At 57.3% G+C, this 17,259-nt stretch carries 12 protein-coding genes; 7 read left to right on the forward strand and 5 right to left on the reverse strand.

Annotated features, from left to right (window positions below; genetic code table 11):
• The first annotated feature begins 5 nt into the window (after positions 1–5).
• Genes T8K17_RS22805 through T8K17_RS22815 form a run of 3 tightly spaced genes read left to right on the forward strand, consistent with a single transcriptional unit; the run spans position 6 to position 6,487 of the window.
• A complete protein-coding gene (locus T8K17_RS22805) occupies positions 6–3,209 on the forward strand; it encodes a hypothetical protein (protein WP_322332030.1) in 3,204 nt (1,067 codons plus the stop codon).
• Between the two features lie 2 nt (positions 3,210–3,211).
• Positions 3,212–3,712: a hypothetical protein gene (locus tag T8K17_RS22810; protein WP_322332031.1), complete on the forward strand. Its 501-nt coding sequence runs from the start codon at positions 3,212–3,214 to the stop codon at positions 3,710–3,712.
• Positions 3,713–3,730: 18 nt separating this feature from the next.
• Positions 3,731–6,487, forward strand: coding sequence for a DEAD/DEAH box helicase (locus T8K17_RS22815; RefSeq protein ID WP_322332032.1), 2,757 nt, complete (start codon positions 3,731–3,733; stop codon positions 6,485–6,487).
• Positions 6,488–6,530: 43 nt separating this feature from the next.
• Here T8K17_RS22815 and T8K17_RS22820 read toward each other — a convergent pair whose 3' ends face one another.
• The 3 genes from T8K17_RS22820 to T8K17_RS22830 form a co-directional block, all read right to left on the reverse strand.
• Positions 6,531–7,097, reverse strand: a complete 567-nt coding sequence (locus tag T8K17_RS22820) for a recombinase family protein (RefSeq protein ID WP_322332033.1) — start codon at positions 7,095–7,097, stop codon at positions 6,531–6,533.
• 423 nt (positions 7,098–7,520) lie between these two features.
• The gene (locus T8K17_RS22825) at positions 7,521–9,419 is read right to left on the reverse strand and encodes a hypothetical protein (RefSeq protein ID WP_322332034.1); all 1,899 of its coding nucleotides are present in this window, start codon (positions 9,417–9,419) and stop codon (positions 7,521–7,523) included.
• Positions 9,419–10,303, reverse strand: a complete 885-nt coding sequence (locus T8K17_RS22830; protein WP_322332035.1) for a hypothetical protein — start codon at positions 10,301–10,303, stop codon at positions 9,419–9,421. The genes T8K17_RS22825 and T8K17_RS22830 overlap by 1 nt, the downstream gene beginning before the upstream one ends.
• 398 nt (positions 10,304–10,701) lie before the next feature.
• Here T8K17_RS22830 and T8K17_RS22835 point away from each other — a divergent pair, with 398 nt between their 5' ends.
• The 4 genes from T8K17_RS22835 (at position 10,702) to T8K17_RS22850 (ending at position 14,638) form a co-directional block, all read left to right on the forward strand.
• Positions 10,702–11,400 (forward strand): type IV secretory system conjugative DNA transfer family protein, encoded by a 699-nt coding sequence (locus tag T8K17_RS22835; RefSeq protein ID WP_322332036.1) that lies wholly within the window; start codon positions 10,702–10,704, stop codon positions 11,398–11,400.
• Positions 11,401–11,537: 137 nt separating this feature from the next.
• Positions 11,538–12,806: an IS21 family transposase gene (gene istA, locus T8K17_RS22840; RefSeq protein ID WP_028793183.1), complete on the forward strand. Its 1,269-nt coding sequence runs from the start codon at positions 11,538–11,540 to the stop codon at positions 12,804–12,806.
• A complete protein-coding gene (istB, locus tag T8K17_RS22845) occupies positions 12,803–13,675 on the forward strand; it encodes an IS21-like element helper ATPase IstB (RefSeq protein WP_028793182.1) in 873 nt (290 codons plus the stop codon). The genes istA and istB overlap by 4 nt, the downstream gene beginning before the upstream one ends.
• Positions 13,676–13,729: 54 nt before the next feature.
• Positions 13,730–14,638: a type IV secretory system conjugative DNA transfer family protein gene (locus T8K17_RS22850; RefSeq protein WP_322332037.1), complete on the forward strand. Its 909-nt coding sequence runs from the start codon at positions 13,730–13,732 to the stop codon at positions 14,636–14,638.
• A 2-nt stretch (positions 14,639–14,640) separates the two neighbouring features.
• Here the strand turns inward: T8K17_RS22850 and T8K17_RS22855 are convergent, their stop codons facing one another.
• Together T8K17_RS22855 and T8K17_RS22860 are read right to left on the reverse strand one after the other, a co-directional pair.
• On the reverse strand, positions 14,641–16,332 hold the full coding sequence (locus T8K17_RS22855; protein ID WP_322332038.1) for a relaxase/mobilization nuclease domain-containing protein: 1,692 nt from the start codon (positions 16,330–16,332) through the stop codon (positions 14,641–14,643).
• A complete protein-coding gene (locus T8K17_RS22860; RefSeq protein WP_322332039.1) occupies positions 16,322–16,891 on the reverse strand; it encodes a plasmid mobilization protein in 570 nt (189 codons plus the stop codon). Before T8K17_RS22860 ends, T8K17_RS22855 begins: the two co-directional genes overlap by 11 nt.
• Positions 16,892–17,259: the final 368 nt, after the last annotated feature.

A 17,259-nucleotide genomic window follows, 5' to 3' on the forward strand; every position in this document is an offset into this window, starting at 1 on the left:
CGTGCATGGCCACGAAAAAGGAACTTGTAGCTCAGGAAGTGGCACGCGCGGTCGGCGCAGGTAAACCCGTTGCAATGGAAACGGTCGATTTCAGCGACCCTAACCGCCCGAAGACATGCCTTGAAGTCGATTTCCCCATCCTGCCCGTCAATCAGGTTGCGGTGATTGAGGGCAACGCCGGCAAGCCGATTTACCAGATGTCCAAATGGTGGGCGCGGCGGCGTTCGAGTGTTTTCCGCTCGATGTTGATTGCGGCAGCCACGAAGGCTCCGGACGATCCGGCTATGGCTGCCAAGCTCGTCTGGGACAACTATTACGCCAATCACCAGAAGAAGGGTGCCTTCAAGCATCTCAAGGTCGCCGACATTTTCATGGGCGGCGGAACAACGCTGGTCGAAGGCTCACGCCTTGGCATGCAGATGTCCGGCAACGACCTGAACCCGGTGGCCTGGTTTGTCGTAAAGCAGGAGCTCGCCGACGTCGATCTGGACGAGGTAAAGCGCCTCTTGGCCGATATCGAGGCCGAGGTCAAACCCCAGATTATGCCCTTCTATTACTGCGACGGCCCGAACGGTGAGAAGGGAACTTGGACGCACAAGCCGAGTGGCAAAGTGATGGGATCAGATTTTGACCCGCTCTCCCTGAAGCCGGAAGAGCGAAAGGACTACAGCTACGAAGGGCCGGAAATCATCTACGCCTTCTGGGCCAAGCATGGTCCTTGCCAGGTGACAGGCTGTGGCCATCGCACGCCTATCATGACCAACCCGGTCATGGCTGTAAAATCCATCTCAGTGAAAAGCTGGTCGCACAAATGCACTTCCTGCGAAACTGCTTTCGACATCGAAGCGGCAGCAGCGCGAATGGCACCAGATGTGCCTCTTTACGTTGCTCCTGATGAGAAACCGTACTCGACCCTTGATGGCAAGGGGCGCGTAAATTGCCCAAGCTGCGGCCAAACGTCGATGGTCAAGCTCGGCAAGGGCAAGAATAAGAAGGTTGAACTGTCTTTGCTCGTCCACCCAGAGTGGATGACGGGCAGCCCTCAGAAGGATGAAAATGGCAATGAGTACGGCGGTTCTGCAACTGACAGCGTGGAAGCGACGAGCCGCTGGAACTCCGATAGAGCAAAGCACCTGAGATTGTTGGAAGTCCGAGGCACGCTGCCTGAGGAAGTTGAATGCCCAGAAACAGGTGTGGTCTTTGCCACAGATAAACGAGGTGGCACCGTACCAAAAAAATCTACCTTCACCTGCCAATCCGATGGCCGCGAAAACGATGTTCTCGACGCTATTAAAGCGTCGGGTAAAACTGGACCAATGGCGGGATATTCTGTTCAATGTTTTTCTGAGAACTATAAGCTTTCAGGAGCACCATACGGCGGCCGGTATTTTTTACCATTTCAGTCATCATTGGCAAACCAATACAATGCAGCAATCAGTGAATGGGACCGGAGAAAAGACGCCGATCTAAGTGAATACTGGCCTAAATCTGAGTTACCTTACGGATTTATGACGCACCACCTTCAAGGCGGCGTTCCTAATCATGGCTTCACGCATTGGTGGAAGATGTTTAATCCACGACAGCTCTTGGTGCATTCACAGATATTAAAAACGATAGTTGAGCAAGATGGATATGACTGGTCTGTACGAGAATTCGTCCTCGGCGCATTCCAGCAATATCTAAGAAATCAGTGCCTTTTCAGTTTTTGGAATCCTCAGCGAGACACACCTGAACCAATGTTCTCAAATAACAATTTTCACCCGAAGTCCACTGTCATTGAAAATTGTGTCTTTCCAAAACTTGGGCGAGGAAATTGGGCGTCGTCTACGGCAGGCACGATTGAAGGTCGTGACTGGGCAGAACGGCCTTGGGAAGCTGTGAGTGTTCAAACTCTATCTACTAGCGATGCAGATCTGGCTGCCGAGGTTACCGGAAAAAGCGAAAAAGTGTTTCCTGGTGACGCCGTTATGCCGGCAGAAGTCTTCCAAGGTTCATCTACCGAGCTTACTCAATATCATGACCAATCCATTGATTTGGTCATCACGGACCCCCCCTTTGGCGGCCTCCTTCACTATTCTGAACTCGCCGATTTTTTCCATGTCTGGTTGCGCTTGCCGCTTAAAGATAAGTACCCAGGAGTATTTGGCCCAGAATATACTCCGAAATCTATGGAAGCCGTTTCAAATCGAGCGCGCGAGCCCGAGGATCCCGATGGCTTCTACCAGCGACTGCTGACAGCTTGCTGGAAGGAAGCGCACCGCGTCCTCAAGCCGGGCGGTATGCTCGCATTCACTTTCCATCACAGCGAAGATGCTCCATGGGTTTCAGTTTTGGAATCTCTATTTGACGCCGGGTTTTACCTTGAGGCGACTTATCCCATCCGGTCTGACGAGACGAAGGGCGACGGTGAATTTGGCTCGAAAACCATCGAATATGATATCATTCATGTTTGCCGAAAACGGACTGAAGCACCCAAGGAAGTCAGCTGGGGCCGGATGCGCCGCGAAGTCCTGGCCGACGTGCGCCAGCTCCAAGGCATGCTGGAAAACCACGCTCGTGCTGGTCTCCCCGCAGCCGATCTTCAGGTCATCCGCCGTGGCAAGGCGCTGGAATACTTCTCGCGCCACTACGGCAAGGTCTACGTCGACGAAGGCCGCCCGATCTCGGTGAAGGATGCTCTTGTCGGCATCAACCAGCTGATCGACGAGGATTCGAACAAAACCATCGAGGCGGTTCCCGTCATCGCCGAGCCGATGTCTCGTCAATTCCTGCGCATCTTCGACGGCAAGACCGAGCTTGCGCGGGACCAGATTCAGAAACTGCTGCGCGGCTCCGGAATTGCACCCGATGAATTCGAAAAGCGAGGCTGGTGCAGCGAAGACAAGAAAGTATTCCAGGTCGCCGATCCACTCGATTTCGCCAGAGATTGGCAGGGCAAGCACCGACGGCGTCTCACAGCCGACCTCGATCAGGCCCTTGTTCTGACGGGCGCATGTTATGACGGAAGCGGCATCAACGCCTCCGACACGCTCAAGAATGAGAACTTCAAGCCGCACCCGGCTCTGAAGGGATTGCTGGAATGGCTTAGCAGACGGGGCCAGACGCAGCCTATGCGGAACGCCGCCTCGCGGGCACTTACGATCTACAACAACTGGGCCACGAGCCACAAAGAGGAAGTGGCACAGATGTCGCTGTTCCTGGAGGACTGAGCATGAAGCAATTGCTCGACAGCGTCTGGCAGCGGCGCGGGATTAGCTGGATATGGGACGACGAAGCCCTTTCCGCCGTGACCCAACCTTCTGAGGTTTTCAGTCTGCGCCAATTGATGCGGGCCGGAAGGGATTGGCCGGACGATCTGCCGAGTAACGGTGGCAATTCACTCGTTGTCGCTGGCCTCGATGCTAGCATCGACCTGCTCAACCCATCCGATGCTGAGAACTGGCTTGGCGGGGAATTGAAGTCAGCCATTCTCTCGTTTCAAGATGCATATTCCGGTGAAGCCGCCCTGATCTTCTGGCTTCCGAAAGGACAGCGGCGCTTCCATACCGACATGGCAACCGACGCGGTTAGATGGCGCTGTGCGGCACCGCACTCCAACGAGAATATAGAGCTTGGCCGTATTCTATGGGGCGAAGCCAGGGAGTACCCCCAAGAAATCATCATGTCCGAGGCAGGCAAACCGGTGGGCCTTTTCCACCTGCGGATCACTTGAGGACGCGGGATGGAAGCAATGTCTTACACACCAGGTGAGCGGATCACGCATCCCGAACTTGGCGCCGGGGTGGTGCTGGAGGCACCCAGTGACGGCTATCTGCGCGCATTTTTCAGTGTCGGAGAACGGCGTGTTCCGCTGACCAATGTGCAGCGAGAGCTTTCCAGAACCGAGCGCATTTTGCGGTCGGTCGAAGGGACGCCCGAACGGCTGCGGAATGTCTGGCTTTCTTACGAAGCTCATGCACTACCCGTCATGGAGAGCGCCTCTGCGCTGACCTCCGCGCGCATTGATCTACTTCCCCATCAGGTCGTGCTGACGCATCGGATCGCGACCGCCTCGCCCCGCCGTTTCCTGATCGCCGACGAGGTAGGACTAGGCAAAACAATTGAAACGGCACTCATCCTCCGCGAGCTTGCCAGCCGGGGAGAATTGGACCGGGCTTTAATGGTCGTTCCCGCCGGCTTGGTGAACAACTGGCACCGGGAACTGAATGAAGTTTTCAATCTGGATTTTGAGGTGTTTGGTTCGGAAGGCGACATCACCGACCGCAAGACAAATGCCTTTGCCAAGCATGATCGGTTGATCGCCAGTATCGACACCCTCAAACGTCCAGCGCGTATCAAGCGCCTGCTCGAAGCGCCACGATGGGATCTGGTGGTCTTCGATGAGGCGCATCATTTGACCGCCTACCGAGTTGGCGGCAAGGTCCGAAAGACCGAAAACTATAAGCTCGGTGAGGCTTTGAAGGGCCATACACGCGACCTGTTGCTGCTATCAGCGACGCCGCACCAAGGCAACCATTTCCAATTCTGGATGCTGGTCCAACTGCTCAATCCGACACTCTTCGGCAGCCCCGAGGAAATGATTGAGAACCGCCACAGACTGAACACGGTGATGTTCCGCCGAACCAAGGCGGATGCCTGCCGCCCGGACGGCGATCCGCTCTTTGCCCGGCGTTGGGTACATACTGAATCGTTTCTCATGAATGAGGATGAACGTCAGTTCTACGAGAAGCTGAGGGAGTACCTCGAAGACGGATTTGATCTCGCGAAGAGACAGGGGAACCAGGGGCGTGCCCTAGGATTCCTCATGGCCATTTTCCAGAAGATTGCTGCATCGAGTTTCGCCGCTGTGCGCCGAACATTGAAGCGGAGAATGCTGATGCTCACTTTGCACGAAGCCCTGCTTCGCGACCGTGAGCTGGACATCGAGGGACGGGAACGGCTCTACGATGAAGCTCGGGAAATCGTCCATACCGAGTGGAGCCTCAGCCGTGATCCGATTGGACGAACCGAAGTCGATCGCGTGATGGCAGACCTCAAGTACCGGCTGGCGAAGAAGCTGGATGAGGAAGCGCTGGAAATGGCGTCAGACCCATACGGGAGTGAATTCGCATCGTCGCACATGGAAGATGCTGCTTCCGCTGTGGTTGACCTTCATCTGCCCGAAGAACGTCTGCGCATTGCGGAATTGCTTTCCATTTTCCCCGAGAGGCGGGAAACGAAGGCACAAAAGCTTCTGGACGGACTCGGTACGCTCTGGCGGCAAAATCCGAACGAGAAAATCGTCATATTCGCGACCTATCTCGGCACGGTTGAACTCCTGGCAAAGGAGATCGAGAGCGTCTATCCGGGCCAAGGTGTTGTCGTGCTCCGGGGTGGAGACCATGGAGCGAAGGTTGCGGCCGAACGGCGCTTCAAGATGAAGAACGGACCGAGGGTGCTGGTTTGCACAGCCGCAGGCCGCGAAGGTATCAATCTCCAGTTTTCCCGTATCCTTTTCAATTTCGACCTGCCCTGGAATCCTATGGATATGGAGCAGCGCATAGGTCGCATCCATCGTTACGGGCAGGCCCATACGGCCCAAGTCTATAACCTGGTACTTTCCGATACGATTGAAGGTCGCATTTTTCTCTTGCTCGATGACAAGCTGACGGAAATTGCCAAGACGCTTGGAAAGGTCGATGACCAAGGGAATGTTGCAGAAGACCTACGTTCTCAGATTTTGGGCCAGCTATCAGAACGCCTGAACTATGACCGGCTTTATCAAGAAGCTCTATCCGACCCGCTATTGAAACGAACAGCGGTCGAGTTGGAGGCTGCACTGTCCAACGCTCGCGAAGCGCGCGAGGTTGTATTCGACCTGTTCCAAGACTTGGATGGCTTCAGTCTCGATGATTATCAGCCGTTCTCCGACATATCTTCAAGCATGCAGCGGTTGGTAAACTTTTTGGCGGCGGCCTTGGACGAGCGCAACCAGCGCCTAGTGAAGATAGACGAAGAGACCTACGAACTGGACAGCACGACCACTGGAGGCAAGAAACGCTTTACGCTGGATCGTGACACTGCGACCGCCAATGACAACATTGAACTGATGGGCATAGATCACCCTACCGTTCAGGAAGAGCTTGGACGGTGGAGAAGCCTTTCTCCCGAAAGCCTTGGGGCTGTGGCGAACAGCAGTGAGGAGGGTGACCCAGTACTCTTGTCTCTCTGGATGGTCGAGACGACAGCAGGCAATGGCGAGAAGCGCATCTCTTTGCAGCCCATTGCCGTGAACATGGAAGGCAGTCGTGTCCCCAGTGTCGAACGGCAGACAGACAGATACCTTAGGGCTGAACCTGGATCACCGAAACTATCTGATGATGAACGCCTTCTGCTATTCTCTTCTGTCGTCGAACCGACCTTACAACGCGAACTAAAACACAAGGGAGCAGCCAACGGCGACGGCAGCTATTCAGCTGAATTGATTGGATACATTGAAATCGTCTGATTTCCGATACCAAGCCCACTGTTGTTCGTTTCGGAAGCCGAAGTCACCGAGCGGTCACTCTCGTTTCATGCGCCAACCTGGAAACCGTCGAACGATGGACGCCGAAGGTGCGGGCGATTTCGGCCTGGCTCTGGCCCTCTTGCATCCAGCGAACTGCCTTTCGGCGCTGGTCGCTGGTGAGAGCACGACGGCGGCCAAGTGGGCGGCCCTGCTCACGGGCATGGGCGAGGCCCGCGCGGGTGCGTTCCCTGATCATCTCCCGCTCGAACTCTGCCACACTGCCCAGCATCTGCATCATCATCCGGCCGGCCGGCGTTGTAGTATCGATAGCCTCGGTCAGCGACCGGAAGCCTGCTCCCGCCTTGTCGAGGCGGTCCATGATGCGCAGAAGGTCCATGAGGGAACGGGAAAGACGGTCGAGTTTCCAGACGATAACAACGTCGCCCTGTCCGACGGCATCCAGAAGCTCTTGGAGGGATGTACGGTCAAACCGCCCACCAGACGCTGCGTCTTCGAATATGGTCTCGGCTCCCGCCGCCTTCAGCGCAGCAACCTGTGCAGCCGTGTCCTGGCCTTCAGCTTTCGATACGCGGGCATAGCCGAAGATCAACCGTCAAATTCGCTCCATCTATTTGCAACAAGTATTCGCAACACGTTTTCACAATATCATCAACGGCGCCCGTCTTGTTGCAAAAACGGTACTTAAAGCGCCCTACGCGGATAAACGATGAGCTCGGCCTTCAACAGTTGCGCACGTCTCTCGGCTTCCCGCATCGCGTCGTCGAATGTGCCAAACTCAAGCTCCAATATCGGCTGGTCGCACCTTACTGTCCAGATAACGTCTTTCGGATTTTTCTGAAATACAACAATTTTTGCCATGCATTTTATTCCAATAATATAATTCTTTACGCAATCAAACAAACCTCCTCCACAAGCCTATAATGATCATTAGGTGTTTGTAATTTCACAATAATTTCCAGAGTTATTTTTTCGGCACAACATTCTATATTTGTTGTTATCGTACTCGTCGAAATTATATTTTCTTCAACAATTTCTCTAGTTGCGATCGCCACCGTTCAGGGTTTTGGTAAAAACCGTTTGTTGGGTCGTCATGCGCCCTAGGCTTCAACCAATTAACTTTGCCGAATATACCTTCAAACTCTTTCTGGCGACCATCCTCGTAAAAGATCAGATCCGGGTGCCCTGCGATTTCCAGCGGGACCGTTTTGGCGCGCGCGTAAAGCTGTTCTACTGTGTGCAACATGCGATCGGGGGCACACACAGATTCTCTGGTGGCGGCCCCGCGCACCGGGTCGGCAATAAGCAGACCTGAAATGTCGCCTCTTTCAACGGCGCTGAGCATGGCAACTGCACCAACGCCGCGACTCACCCCGATGATGTGGTCGTAACTACGGCGCTTTAACCAGTGAGCCGCATCACCAATGTGCACGCCGCCGTCTTGGGCAGCGATTAAATATTCGGGATTGGCGCAGGGGCCATACTCCTCCAGCGTGCCGCCGACTGTTTCACCGTAACCAGCCCGATGCAGAACCAGAACATCGCCAAACTCAAGCAACATCTCAACAGTCCGCGCCGCGACTAAATCGAATGCCCGGACGAATGGTGAATAACTCATCGGGTCATAGCTATGCGTGAGGAGGAATACTCGATCTGCCCTTGCATCAGTGCTCTTGGAATACAGACGGGCATCGAGCTTGGCACCCTCTGAATAGATTTTCAGATTTCTCGGCCGATCAACTTGCGGCAGCTCGATTAAGCCCATTTGACGAGCGCGGCGGTAAGCATTGATAAAAAGTTGGCGACTCGGAGAAAATAGCGTTTCCACCCAGGCAATGCCTTGCAGTCGCTCGGGAAGTGGAATGGACAAGGGCGTGAAGCCGTTCTCGTGTGTCCGCCGCACCCAGTCTCTGAACGCGTTGGAGCCTTGATCCTCGCTTGAAGTGAATGCGTCTGAAAGTAAAATTGCATGGGCTGGAGCGAGACACTGAGTATAAAGCTGACGATCCTGGTCAGATCCGAACCCCCACCGCGTTTGTTTCTGAGCAAAATTACCCGCCTCGACATGCCGACACTCAGCATCCACGGGCGAGGCGGCGTAGTTGTCGTCCACAATCGCGAAATAGTTTAAGAGAGCTCTGTACAGTGCAGCATCCCGATCCTGCAATTCGTAAGCTGCGGCAAGCGAAGCGTATCCTGCGACAAGCGCATCGAATACTTCAAGCGGGAATTTTGCCGAAAGAGATGGCTTCCGTCTTTCCTTCGGGCCAAGTTCGGGGTGCGGCCTGCCGTGTGAAAATAGCTGTACCCACATACGCGCAACCTGAGCATCGAAAGCTGGGGTGTCAGGCAACGCACTGAGAAAGCCGACCTGCGGTGTATCCACTGGATGAACGTCGGATCGACTGCGTCCGTCAACCGTGGCAATGATCGCAAACGGCTCAGTTCCGGCGGGATCAAGACCGAGCGGATATAAATCAGCGATACGCTCAAACACGGTTGCGATACGTTCGAGGGCAGTGTCGGTTTGTGCGGGAGTCCACGTAGCCGGACTAAGAAGGCGAACCGGCATCTTTGCGGTTGGCGAAACCGTGACATCTCTGCTTTGCCAAGCCGAGGATCGAACAACGGCTACTGTCTGTTTGGCTGGTGCCGTCAAGCATCCGTCGTCGCCTTGTTTCGCGCCGATAGCTTCCCATTCTGCAAGAGCAGGGAACGAATAGCCATCGGAGACGAAAACCCGCAAGTCCTCATCCTGCCAAGTTTCATGCCCTTGGAATCCCTTGCGTTCTTGATGTGGCGGGAAGAGGCCGCACGACGCCCACGGAACGCTAGGCGCAAGAGAGATAAGCAGCGTAACGACAGCCCCTGACACAAACTTGAGATTGAGAAACGGTACAGTATGGGCGGCCATTACCAATCCCCCCCGTCACCGCCAGAGCATTGGTCACAGTTACATTGGTAACAGCTCACCGTTGAGCCGCCACAGGAGCAGACGGAGTTACAGCTTACGCAGGATGCGCCCGAGGTGGTTGTTGTGGTCGTGCCGGTCGGGGCGTCCGAGGTACAGTTAATTGTCGCACCGTCTGTTGTGCACCATTTTCCACTCGTAAGACTTCCGACTTGGGGATCGCTTTCCGAGACCAACCCCTGATCGGCTTGGCAGGTCCAACTCGTTCCGTTCCAAATGAGTTTCTGAGATGTTCCGCAAGCTAGAGGAACGTTCACATCACAAATGATTTGCGAACCATTTGTGCGGCACCAACGACCGTTGGTCAGACCACCAACTTGTGGGTCGGTTTCTGTTGCTGCTGTTGCACCAATTTCATCGGCTACACACACCCAACTCGTACCGTTCCATTGTATTTTGTTAGCGCCCGTGCAGGTTGGGATGGTACCGACGTTGCCTGCACCAACAAACAGCTCGGCCGCAGTCACCCGGTTGCCTACATTCACGTTTCCGCTTGGGACGTTCAAACCGTTGTTAACAGTTGCACCGTTGTCAAAAATCCCCGTACCGGTAACAGTCAGATTGCCGGTTGCCGTATCAATGGTGAAGCTGGTCACACACCCACCAGCATCCGCACCTGCATTGGTTGGCGCATAAATCCTACCAGCCGCAGTACAAGCGTTCATGCGGTCGTTCTCACCCTGCAAGGTGCCGATTTGGGCATTGGCTTTGCCACCTTCAATCCCGCGGCTGGATGTGGCAAAAAACTTACTCTGCGCAGATACGCTTGCGACAATGGCTACACTAAATAAAGATGCTAAAATTACTGATCGCCAAACCATTTTCATATACCTAATAATTAAAAATATTTATTTGTACGATAAAATACGAATTCAAATACTTATATTGCCACACACAAATATACCGCATGACATAATATTTTTAACGAGATAATTGAGGAAATTTAAATAAAATTATTGAAATATTTGCTCTTTACTGTGCACACGCCGGAATATCGCAATGGTTATTGCGGCGATGTAGATATAAAAATTTTTGTCATAAATCATAATCTAATGGCGTTGCCGACCCTGGTGAATGTATTCTTGTTAACCTAGGGTAATAACAAGTGGATCGGCAACGCTAATTACTATATGCATTATTTTATATCATTTCTACCTGTCAGTATTTTTATTTAACACACCATCATAAACCCTTGAATGTATTCAACGTTAAAAAGGGTAATATCATGGCTGTGATAGACTACGCTAAGCGTGCCCTATGGGCATGCGCCATCTGGCTCCCATTGCTGCTGTTTGCATCGATCGGGCTTTATCTCTTCTTCTATTATTTTTCCACGAGCACGCTGGTTGCCAAGGCATTGTGCGCCGGAGGATTGCTCGGGCTGTTTCTGATGACTTGGGCCGTGCAGCGGGTATTTTTCGTTCCACGCGATGCCTATGGCAAGGCCGCTTTTGCAGCATCATCAGATTTGCGGCGGGCCGAATTGCTCAAGCGCGGGCCGATCATCGGCAAGTCCAGATGGCGTTTCATCCGTCACGCCAAACCAGGTCACCTTCTAACCTTCGCCCCGACACGTTCCGGCAAGGGCGTCGGGGCCGTCATCCCGAACCTGCTCGACCATCCCGGTTCAGTCGTCGTGACGGATATCAAGGGCGAGAACCATGCGGTCACACGAGCGTACCGCGAGACGCTGGGCAGGGTGATTGCCTTCGCCCCCTTCGATTCCACCCTCGGCGGTGATGGCTATAATCCAATCGACTTCATACGGACCTTTACACCGAAAGAGGTGGACGATGCTCGCATGATCGCGGAGATGCTGGTCGCCCCCGATGGGAAGGAAGCCAATCACTGGGAACGGGAAGCGCGGACTCTGCTGACCGGCCTGCTCCTGCATGTGGCGCTGGAGCGCAAACCCCAGTGTTGATACCGGAGTGAATCTCCCCAGAACCGCCGTTTGAAAATTCCCCAGTTGGCGTGTCGCCGGTCATCCGGGGCGCGCCCCGGATGACCGGCGGCGGCGAGTTGCCGATGCTCCTCTCGGTCGGCGAGAGGAGTTCGGCGGTGATCAAACTGGGAGAGATGCTCATGATCTTGGAACTGCATCGGCAGGGGCTGTCTATATCGGCGATCGCACGGGAGAGCGGGTTCGACCGCAAGACCGTTCGTCGCTACATCGAGCGCGGCCTGGAGCCACCGAGCTATGGCCCACGCAGGCCACGGTCACGTCTGCTGGATCCGTACACCCCCTATCTGCGCGAACGCGTGATGACGTGGCCTGGCCTGACCGGCGCCCGGCTGCTGCGAGAATTGCGGGACCTCGGCTATAGCGGCGGCTATACGGCGGTGACGGATTATCTGCGTGATATCCGTCCCGCGCCGACACCGGGTTATGAGATCCGCTTCGAGACACCTCCCGGTCAGCAAGGACAGGTCGACTTTGCTCAGTTCCAGGTGGTGTTCACCGATGAGCCGGAACAGCCGCGGATCGTGTGGCTGTTCTCGCTGGTCCTGGGGCATAGCCGCCTGATCTGGGCACGGTTCGTCGCCCATCAGGACCTAGCGACAGTGCTGCGCTGCCACGTCGCCGCCTTCGACGCGATCGGCGGCGTGCCACGCGAGCTTCTCTACGACCGCATGAAGACGGCGGTGATCGGCGAAGCTGCTGACGGGGAGCCGCGCGGCATCGTCTACAACAGGGCCCTTGTGGATCTGGCCCGCCACTATGGCTTCCACCCGCGCGCGTGCCAGCCCTACCGGGCCAAGACCAAGGGCAAGGTCGAGCGGCCGTTCCGATACATCCGCGAGGACTTCTTCTTGGCCCGTTCGTTCCGCAACCTGGACGATCTGAACGAGCAGCTGCGGCGCTGGCTGGACAGTGTCGCCAATCCCAGGGTGCATGCCACAACCCGGCGGGTCGTGAACGAGGCGTTCGCCGAGGAGAAGCCGCACCTGCTGGTTCTGCCTCTGGCGCCGTTCCGCTCCGTACTACGTCTGGAGCGACGGATCTCCCGGGAAGGGATGGTAAGCGTCGGTGGCAACTTCTACAGCGTTCCGGATGCCACCCGGCGGCGCACGGTCGAGGTGCACACGCTCGCCCAGGAGATCAGGATCTTCGAGGACGGCACGTTGATCGCGACCCATCCGGTCCTGGAAGGCCGCCACCAGCGCCGGGTGGCTCCTGGACACCGAAAAGGAGGGGGCTCCACAGGACGAAGACGTGGAGCCGACGGAGATGTGGTCGTCAGCCGAACCGGCGACGTGGTCGCTCAGCGCTCCCTGGAGTTCTACGACGCTGTCGCTCGCCGTCTTGCCCGGGAGTGCCGGTCATGAGCGCTCCAGGTGATCTGACCCCGTCGACCCTGGAGCGGATCCGCCACGATCTGGTCGGTCTGAAAATGCCACGCGCCCTGGAAGCCCTCGATCAGGTCGTGCGCCGCCTCGAGCACGGGGAGATCGGTGCTCTGGAGGCCATCGACATGCTGCTCGCCGAGGAACTGACCCTGCGCGAGAACAGCCGCATCAAGACGGCCCTGCGCATGGGCCGACTGGCGACCATCAAGACGCTCTCAGGGTTCGACTTCTCCTTCCAGCCGTCGCTCGACCGCGATCGTATCCTCACCCTCGCACAACTCGGCTTTATCGGTCGCTGCGAGGTCGTCCACTTCCTCGGCCCGCCCGGCACCGGCAAGAGCCATCTGGCCATCGCCCTCGGCGTCGAGGCGGTGAAGGCAGGGCGCAGTGTCTACTTTTGCACACTCGCCGACCTGCTCGGGCAACTCGCCCGCGCCGAGCGCGAGGGACGGCTGACGGAACGCATACGCTTCTTCTGTCGACCGGCTCTGCTGATCGTTGACGAGATCGGCTACCTGCCCGTCGTTCCTGGGGGTGGCAACCTGTTCTTCCAGCTGGTCAACGCCCGATACGAGCGTGGTGCGATGGTCCTGACCTCCAACCGCGGCTTTGCCGAATGGGGCGAGGTGTTCGGAGACCCGGTCGTCGCCACCGCACTCCTCGACCGCCTGCTGCATCATGCTCTGGTCATCCAGATCGAAGGCTCCAGCTACCGGTTGCGCCAGCACGCCGACCTCATGCCCGAGCACGTCCGCTCCAAGGCTACCATCACACCGCCGACCCCAGCACCGCTACGACGGCCAAGGGGACGGCCGCCCAAAAACGACCACATCACCGCGACAACCTGACCGGCGAAACTGGGGAAATTTACTTCGGCGCTTCTGGGGAAATTACGGGCGGCATTGACACCCCAGGACCGCAACCTGCATCGCGTTCGGGCATTGCTGATGCGGGACAGGTCCGGCTTCGAAGCCGTCATCGATGCCATGGCCCAATCCCCGCATATCGTGATCAGCACGATTGGACGGGGCTTTTCCCAGAAAGAGGACAAGGAACGCGGCGCTGTCATCTCAACAGCGCAAAGTCGCCTGGAACCTTTCGATAGCCCACTGCTTCAAGCGGCGACGAACCATTCGTCGTTCAAAATGGAAGACCTGAAGCGGGAGAACCTGTCGCTGTTCATCATCATCCCGCCGGAGTATGTGGCCGTATACCAGCCGGTTCTAAGGCTCATGGTGGGCCTCGCCACAGCCGCCATGACACGGGAGGCCAAGCGCCCGAAACATCCGGTGCTGTTCCTGCTCGATGAGCTGCCCGCCCTCGGGCACATGCGCCCCATCGAAGACGGCATCGGCTATCTCGCCGGTTATGGTGCGATCCTCTGGCTGTTCGTGCAGGACCTCGACCAGCTGCAGAAGACCTACGTCAAATGGCGCTCGATGATCGCCAACTGTGCGGTGCGGCAGGCGTTCAACGTGCAGGACACGCAAACTGCGGAGCTGCTTTCCGGCATGCTGGGGCAACGCACCGTGCGCACGAGAAGCGGCAGCCGCTCCGGGCGGTTCCCGTGGCTCTGGATGGCGACGAACTTCAACGAGACCGTGGCTGAAACGGGACGCCCGCTCCTGTCGCCGGCCGAAATCATGCTCCTGCCGGAAAACCAGATGCTGGTCTTCGTGCAAGGCTGCAAACCGATCCTGGCCGAGAAGGTCCGGTATTTTGCCGACCGGTACTTCCGCAAGCGTTTTGACGCAGCCTTGCCGGATTCCGCTGAACAATCCGCTGGCCTTGGCGCTCACCAAGAGGCGTGATGTCAGTCATCGAACAGATCGAGGTCGAGCCCGAAGGGCCGGCCTCTTTCTTTCGTGCGTTCCCGCTCCAGCTGTCGCTTCTTGTGCATGCGCCAAGCCCGCTCTAACTGCTCTTTCCGATCATCGGCAAGATTGGCGCGTTTGAGCGCTTTCTCGCTCAGCCGCTCCAGGGCACGTGCACGGGCTGCGATCTTGGCAGCCAGGCGCTTGCGGAGTTCGGCGGGACTGCCTGCGATATTCTGGATGATCTCCAGTTCCCGTACGGCAGCCTTGGTGCGGCGGCGGGCCTGCTCGATTTCATGATGGGCCTGCCCGTGTTTGAGGCGCGCGTCGCGGAGCTTCTGGCGGCGCTGCATGATATAGCGGAATGACTTCTTGGCCTCCGCCCGCTCGCGGGTGCGGTAATCGCCAATCCGCACCCCCTTGATCGCCCCCAACAGGAAGGGGTCTTTTCGGATGGCGTCTTCGGCCTCCTTGATGCCAAGCTTTTTCTCCAACTCATCCCAACGAGCGCGGGCCTTGTTCGCATCCTTGTAGACCTTGGCCAGCCCTTCGAGGAAGCTGGCCTCCCGCTTCGTGATCCAACCTGCCTCCCGCTCGGCCTGTCTGGCATGCCAGACTTCCTGCTGCTCGGCATAGCGGACCCGACCCTTGCGGCTGCGATAGGCGGCCTCGATCTGTATCCAGTAGCGATAATCCATATCGGCCTGGTCGGCACGGCGAACGGCATCGCCTTCCGGCGAGGTGTCGATGTCACCCGCGAGCATGCCCTCGACGGTGCGGCGCTCTTCCGGCTCAAGGTCACTGGTATCGAGGGCCAGCTGTCCCTCCCGGTCGTCGCGAGCGATCTCGGCCGCACGGCTCGACATGAAGTCGTCGAAGCGCTCCCCGAACCGCTCCTCCAACGTGTTGAACCTTACCCCCTTACCCATGTCGGAGAGCTTGGCAAACCGCTCGCCGTCGGACAGGATCAGGCCCTGCCCCTTGCGCTCCAGGGTGATGCCCTTCCGGGTCAGGCGATGGTTCAATTCGGCCCAGGTCCGGGACTGGTAAAAATCGTCCTTCAAACGGCGGCGCAGGTCGGCGGTGGCAACCTTGCCAAGGGGGATGAGCGCTTCCCGCTCTTCCCGCCGCGCCTTCCAATATTCCCCATCGCTGAGCGCGGGCGCGAGGTCATCGACGTCCCGGCCAAGCTGGCGCTCGTATTCCCGATTGCGCAGGATATTGAGCCCGTGCTCGCGGGCGAGCTCATGGACAATCCCGGTCAGCCGCTTGCCGTCCTGATGGCGGTCATAGGCGACGTGCTTTTGCGGATGGATACGGTTCACCAGAAAATGCATGTGCGGATGCTCGGTGTCCTGATGGGAATAGACCATGAGCTGGTGCTCGGTCAGGCCCATGCGCTCGATGACCTGCTGGGCCACCTTGCGCTTCAGCTCCGGCGTCACCTTCCCCGCCGCCGCGTCCTTCGGATCGAAGGTGATCATGAAGTGATAGGCGGGCTGTTTGCAGCGGACGGATTTGGCGGCAGTCGCCTCCATCACGGAAGACGCGGCACGGGCGTTGTCGGTGAAGAGATTGCGCACCTCGACAAATTCCACACGGTCGGGGCTGAGCCCCTTGATCTCGCCTGCGAGGTAAAGGGCGGATGCCCGGAAGCTCTCCGGCTGTCGGCGTGGAACCTTAAAGCGCATCCCCGCCCCCCTCATCGGGGGACGCATCGGTGTCGGGGTCCTCGTCGATCTGGACGGGCTTTTTGGCGACGGCTTTGTGGAGCGGATCGAGCACCCGGCGCATGATGGTCAGTGTCTCGTCCCGGTCGGCTGGGTCGATCTCCTTGCCCATGTTTGCCCGCCGCGCCATGGCGTTGATCGCATGCCCGATGCCGTTGATGGCCTCGATCTCCCGCTCGATCAGCGGAGCCAGATCGAAGCGGTCGGTGACACGGTTGACCAGCTCGCCGCCGACATAATTTGCCCAGGGGCCATAGGTCTCGTCGCCGGTCGCCTCGGCCAGCTGACCGAGGTTCGTCGCCATTGAAGTCAGCTCGTAAAGCAGCGCGTCCATGACCTTGTCGCGCTGTGGCCTGACCCGTGGTTTGATACCGAGCGCACGGCTGCGGACATAGGTGGCGAAGGGCAGTCCGGCGTCGATGGCGTCGCTCTGAATCTTCCGCCACTCGGCCTCGGTCAGGCGGATATAACAGACCTTGGTGCGACGCTCTTCAGGAGCCTTGGGACGCCGTCCGGCCATGGGGCTATGCCTCCCCTTCCCCAGACGCCTCGCAGAGCAAGAGGGCTGCGCTTGAGACCCCGCAAGGGGGTCGAATGCCAGGCCTGTTGAACGCACGAAAATACCCGCTGGACGCCCCTCGGGGGCTGTCCGGCAGGGCAGGCCGCAGGCCGCCCGTCAGGTATTTTTGTCGATCAACATCCATCTTGCCTCCCTCCTGTCGTTCAAAAATACTCCCCCTCTTATGGGGTCGCCCGCCAGTGGGTTAAGGATTCAAGATTACAGAACAGGCAATTAGCGCCAGAAAATCTCAACAACACTCTACGGTTTTCAGGGTGCGATTGCAAGTGTCAACAAAAGCCAACAGCCAGCAACAAAGCGGTGAGAGG

The organism is Thalassobaculum sp. OXR-137 (genome assembly GCF_034377285.1).
Lineage (GTDB): Bacteria > Pseudomonadota > Alphaproteobacteria > Thalassobaculales > Thalassobaculaceae > Thalassobaculum.

Bases quoted from the DNA above. Each gene is read 5' to 3' on its own strand.
- T8K17_RS22805 (WP_322332030.1), top strand. From the start codon at position 6: ATGGCCACGAAAAAGGAACTTGTAGCTCAGGAAGTGGCACGCGCGGTC.
- T8K17_RS22810 (WP_322332031.1), top strand. From the start codon at position 3,212: ATGAAGCAATTGCTCGACAGCGTCTGGCAGCGGCGCGGGATTAGCTGG.
- T8K17_RS22815 (WP_322332032.1), top strand. From the start codon at position 3,731: ATGTCTTACACACCAGGTGAGCGGATCACGCATCCCGAACTTGGCGCC.
- T8K17_RS22825 (WP_322332034.1), bottom strand. From the start codon at position 9,419: ATGGCCGCCCATACTGTACCGTTTCTCAATCTCAAGTTTGTGTCAGGG.
- T8K17_RS22830 (WP_322332035.1), bottom strand. From the start codon at position 10,303: ATGAAAATGGTTTGGCGATCAGTAATTTTAGCATCTTTATTTAGTGTA.
- T8K17_RS22835 (WP_322332036.1), top strand. From the start codon at position 10,702: ATGGCTGTGATAGACTACGCTAAGCGTGCCCTATGGGCATGCGCCATC.
- istB (WP_028793182.1), top strand. From the start codon at position 12,803: ATGAGCGCTCCAGGTGATCTGACCCCGTCGACCCTGGAGCGGATCCGC.
- T8K17_RS22855 (WP_322332038.1), bottom strand. From the start codon at position 16,332: ATGCGCTTTAAGGTTCCACGCCGACAGCCGGAGAGCTTCCGGGCATCC.
- T8K17_RS22860 (WP_322332039.1), bottom strand. From the start codon at position 16,891: ATGGCCGGACGGCGTCCCAAGGCTCCTGAAGAGCGTCGCACCAAGGTC.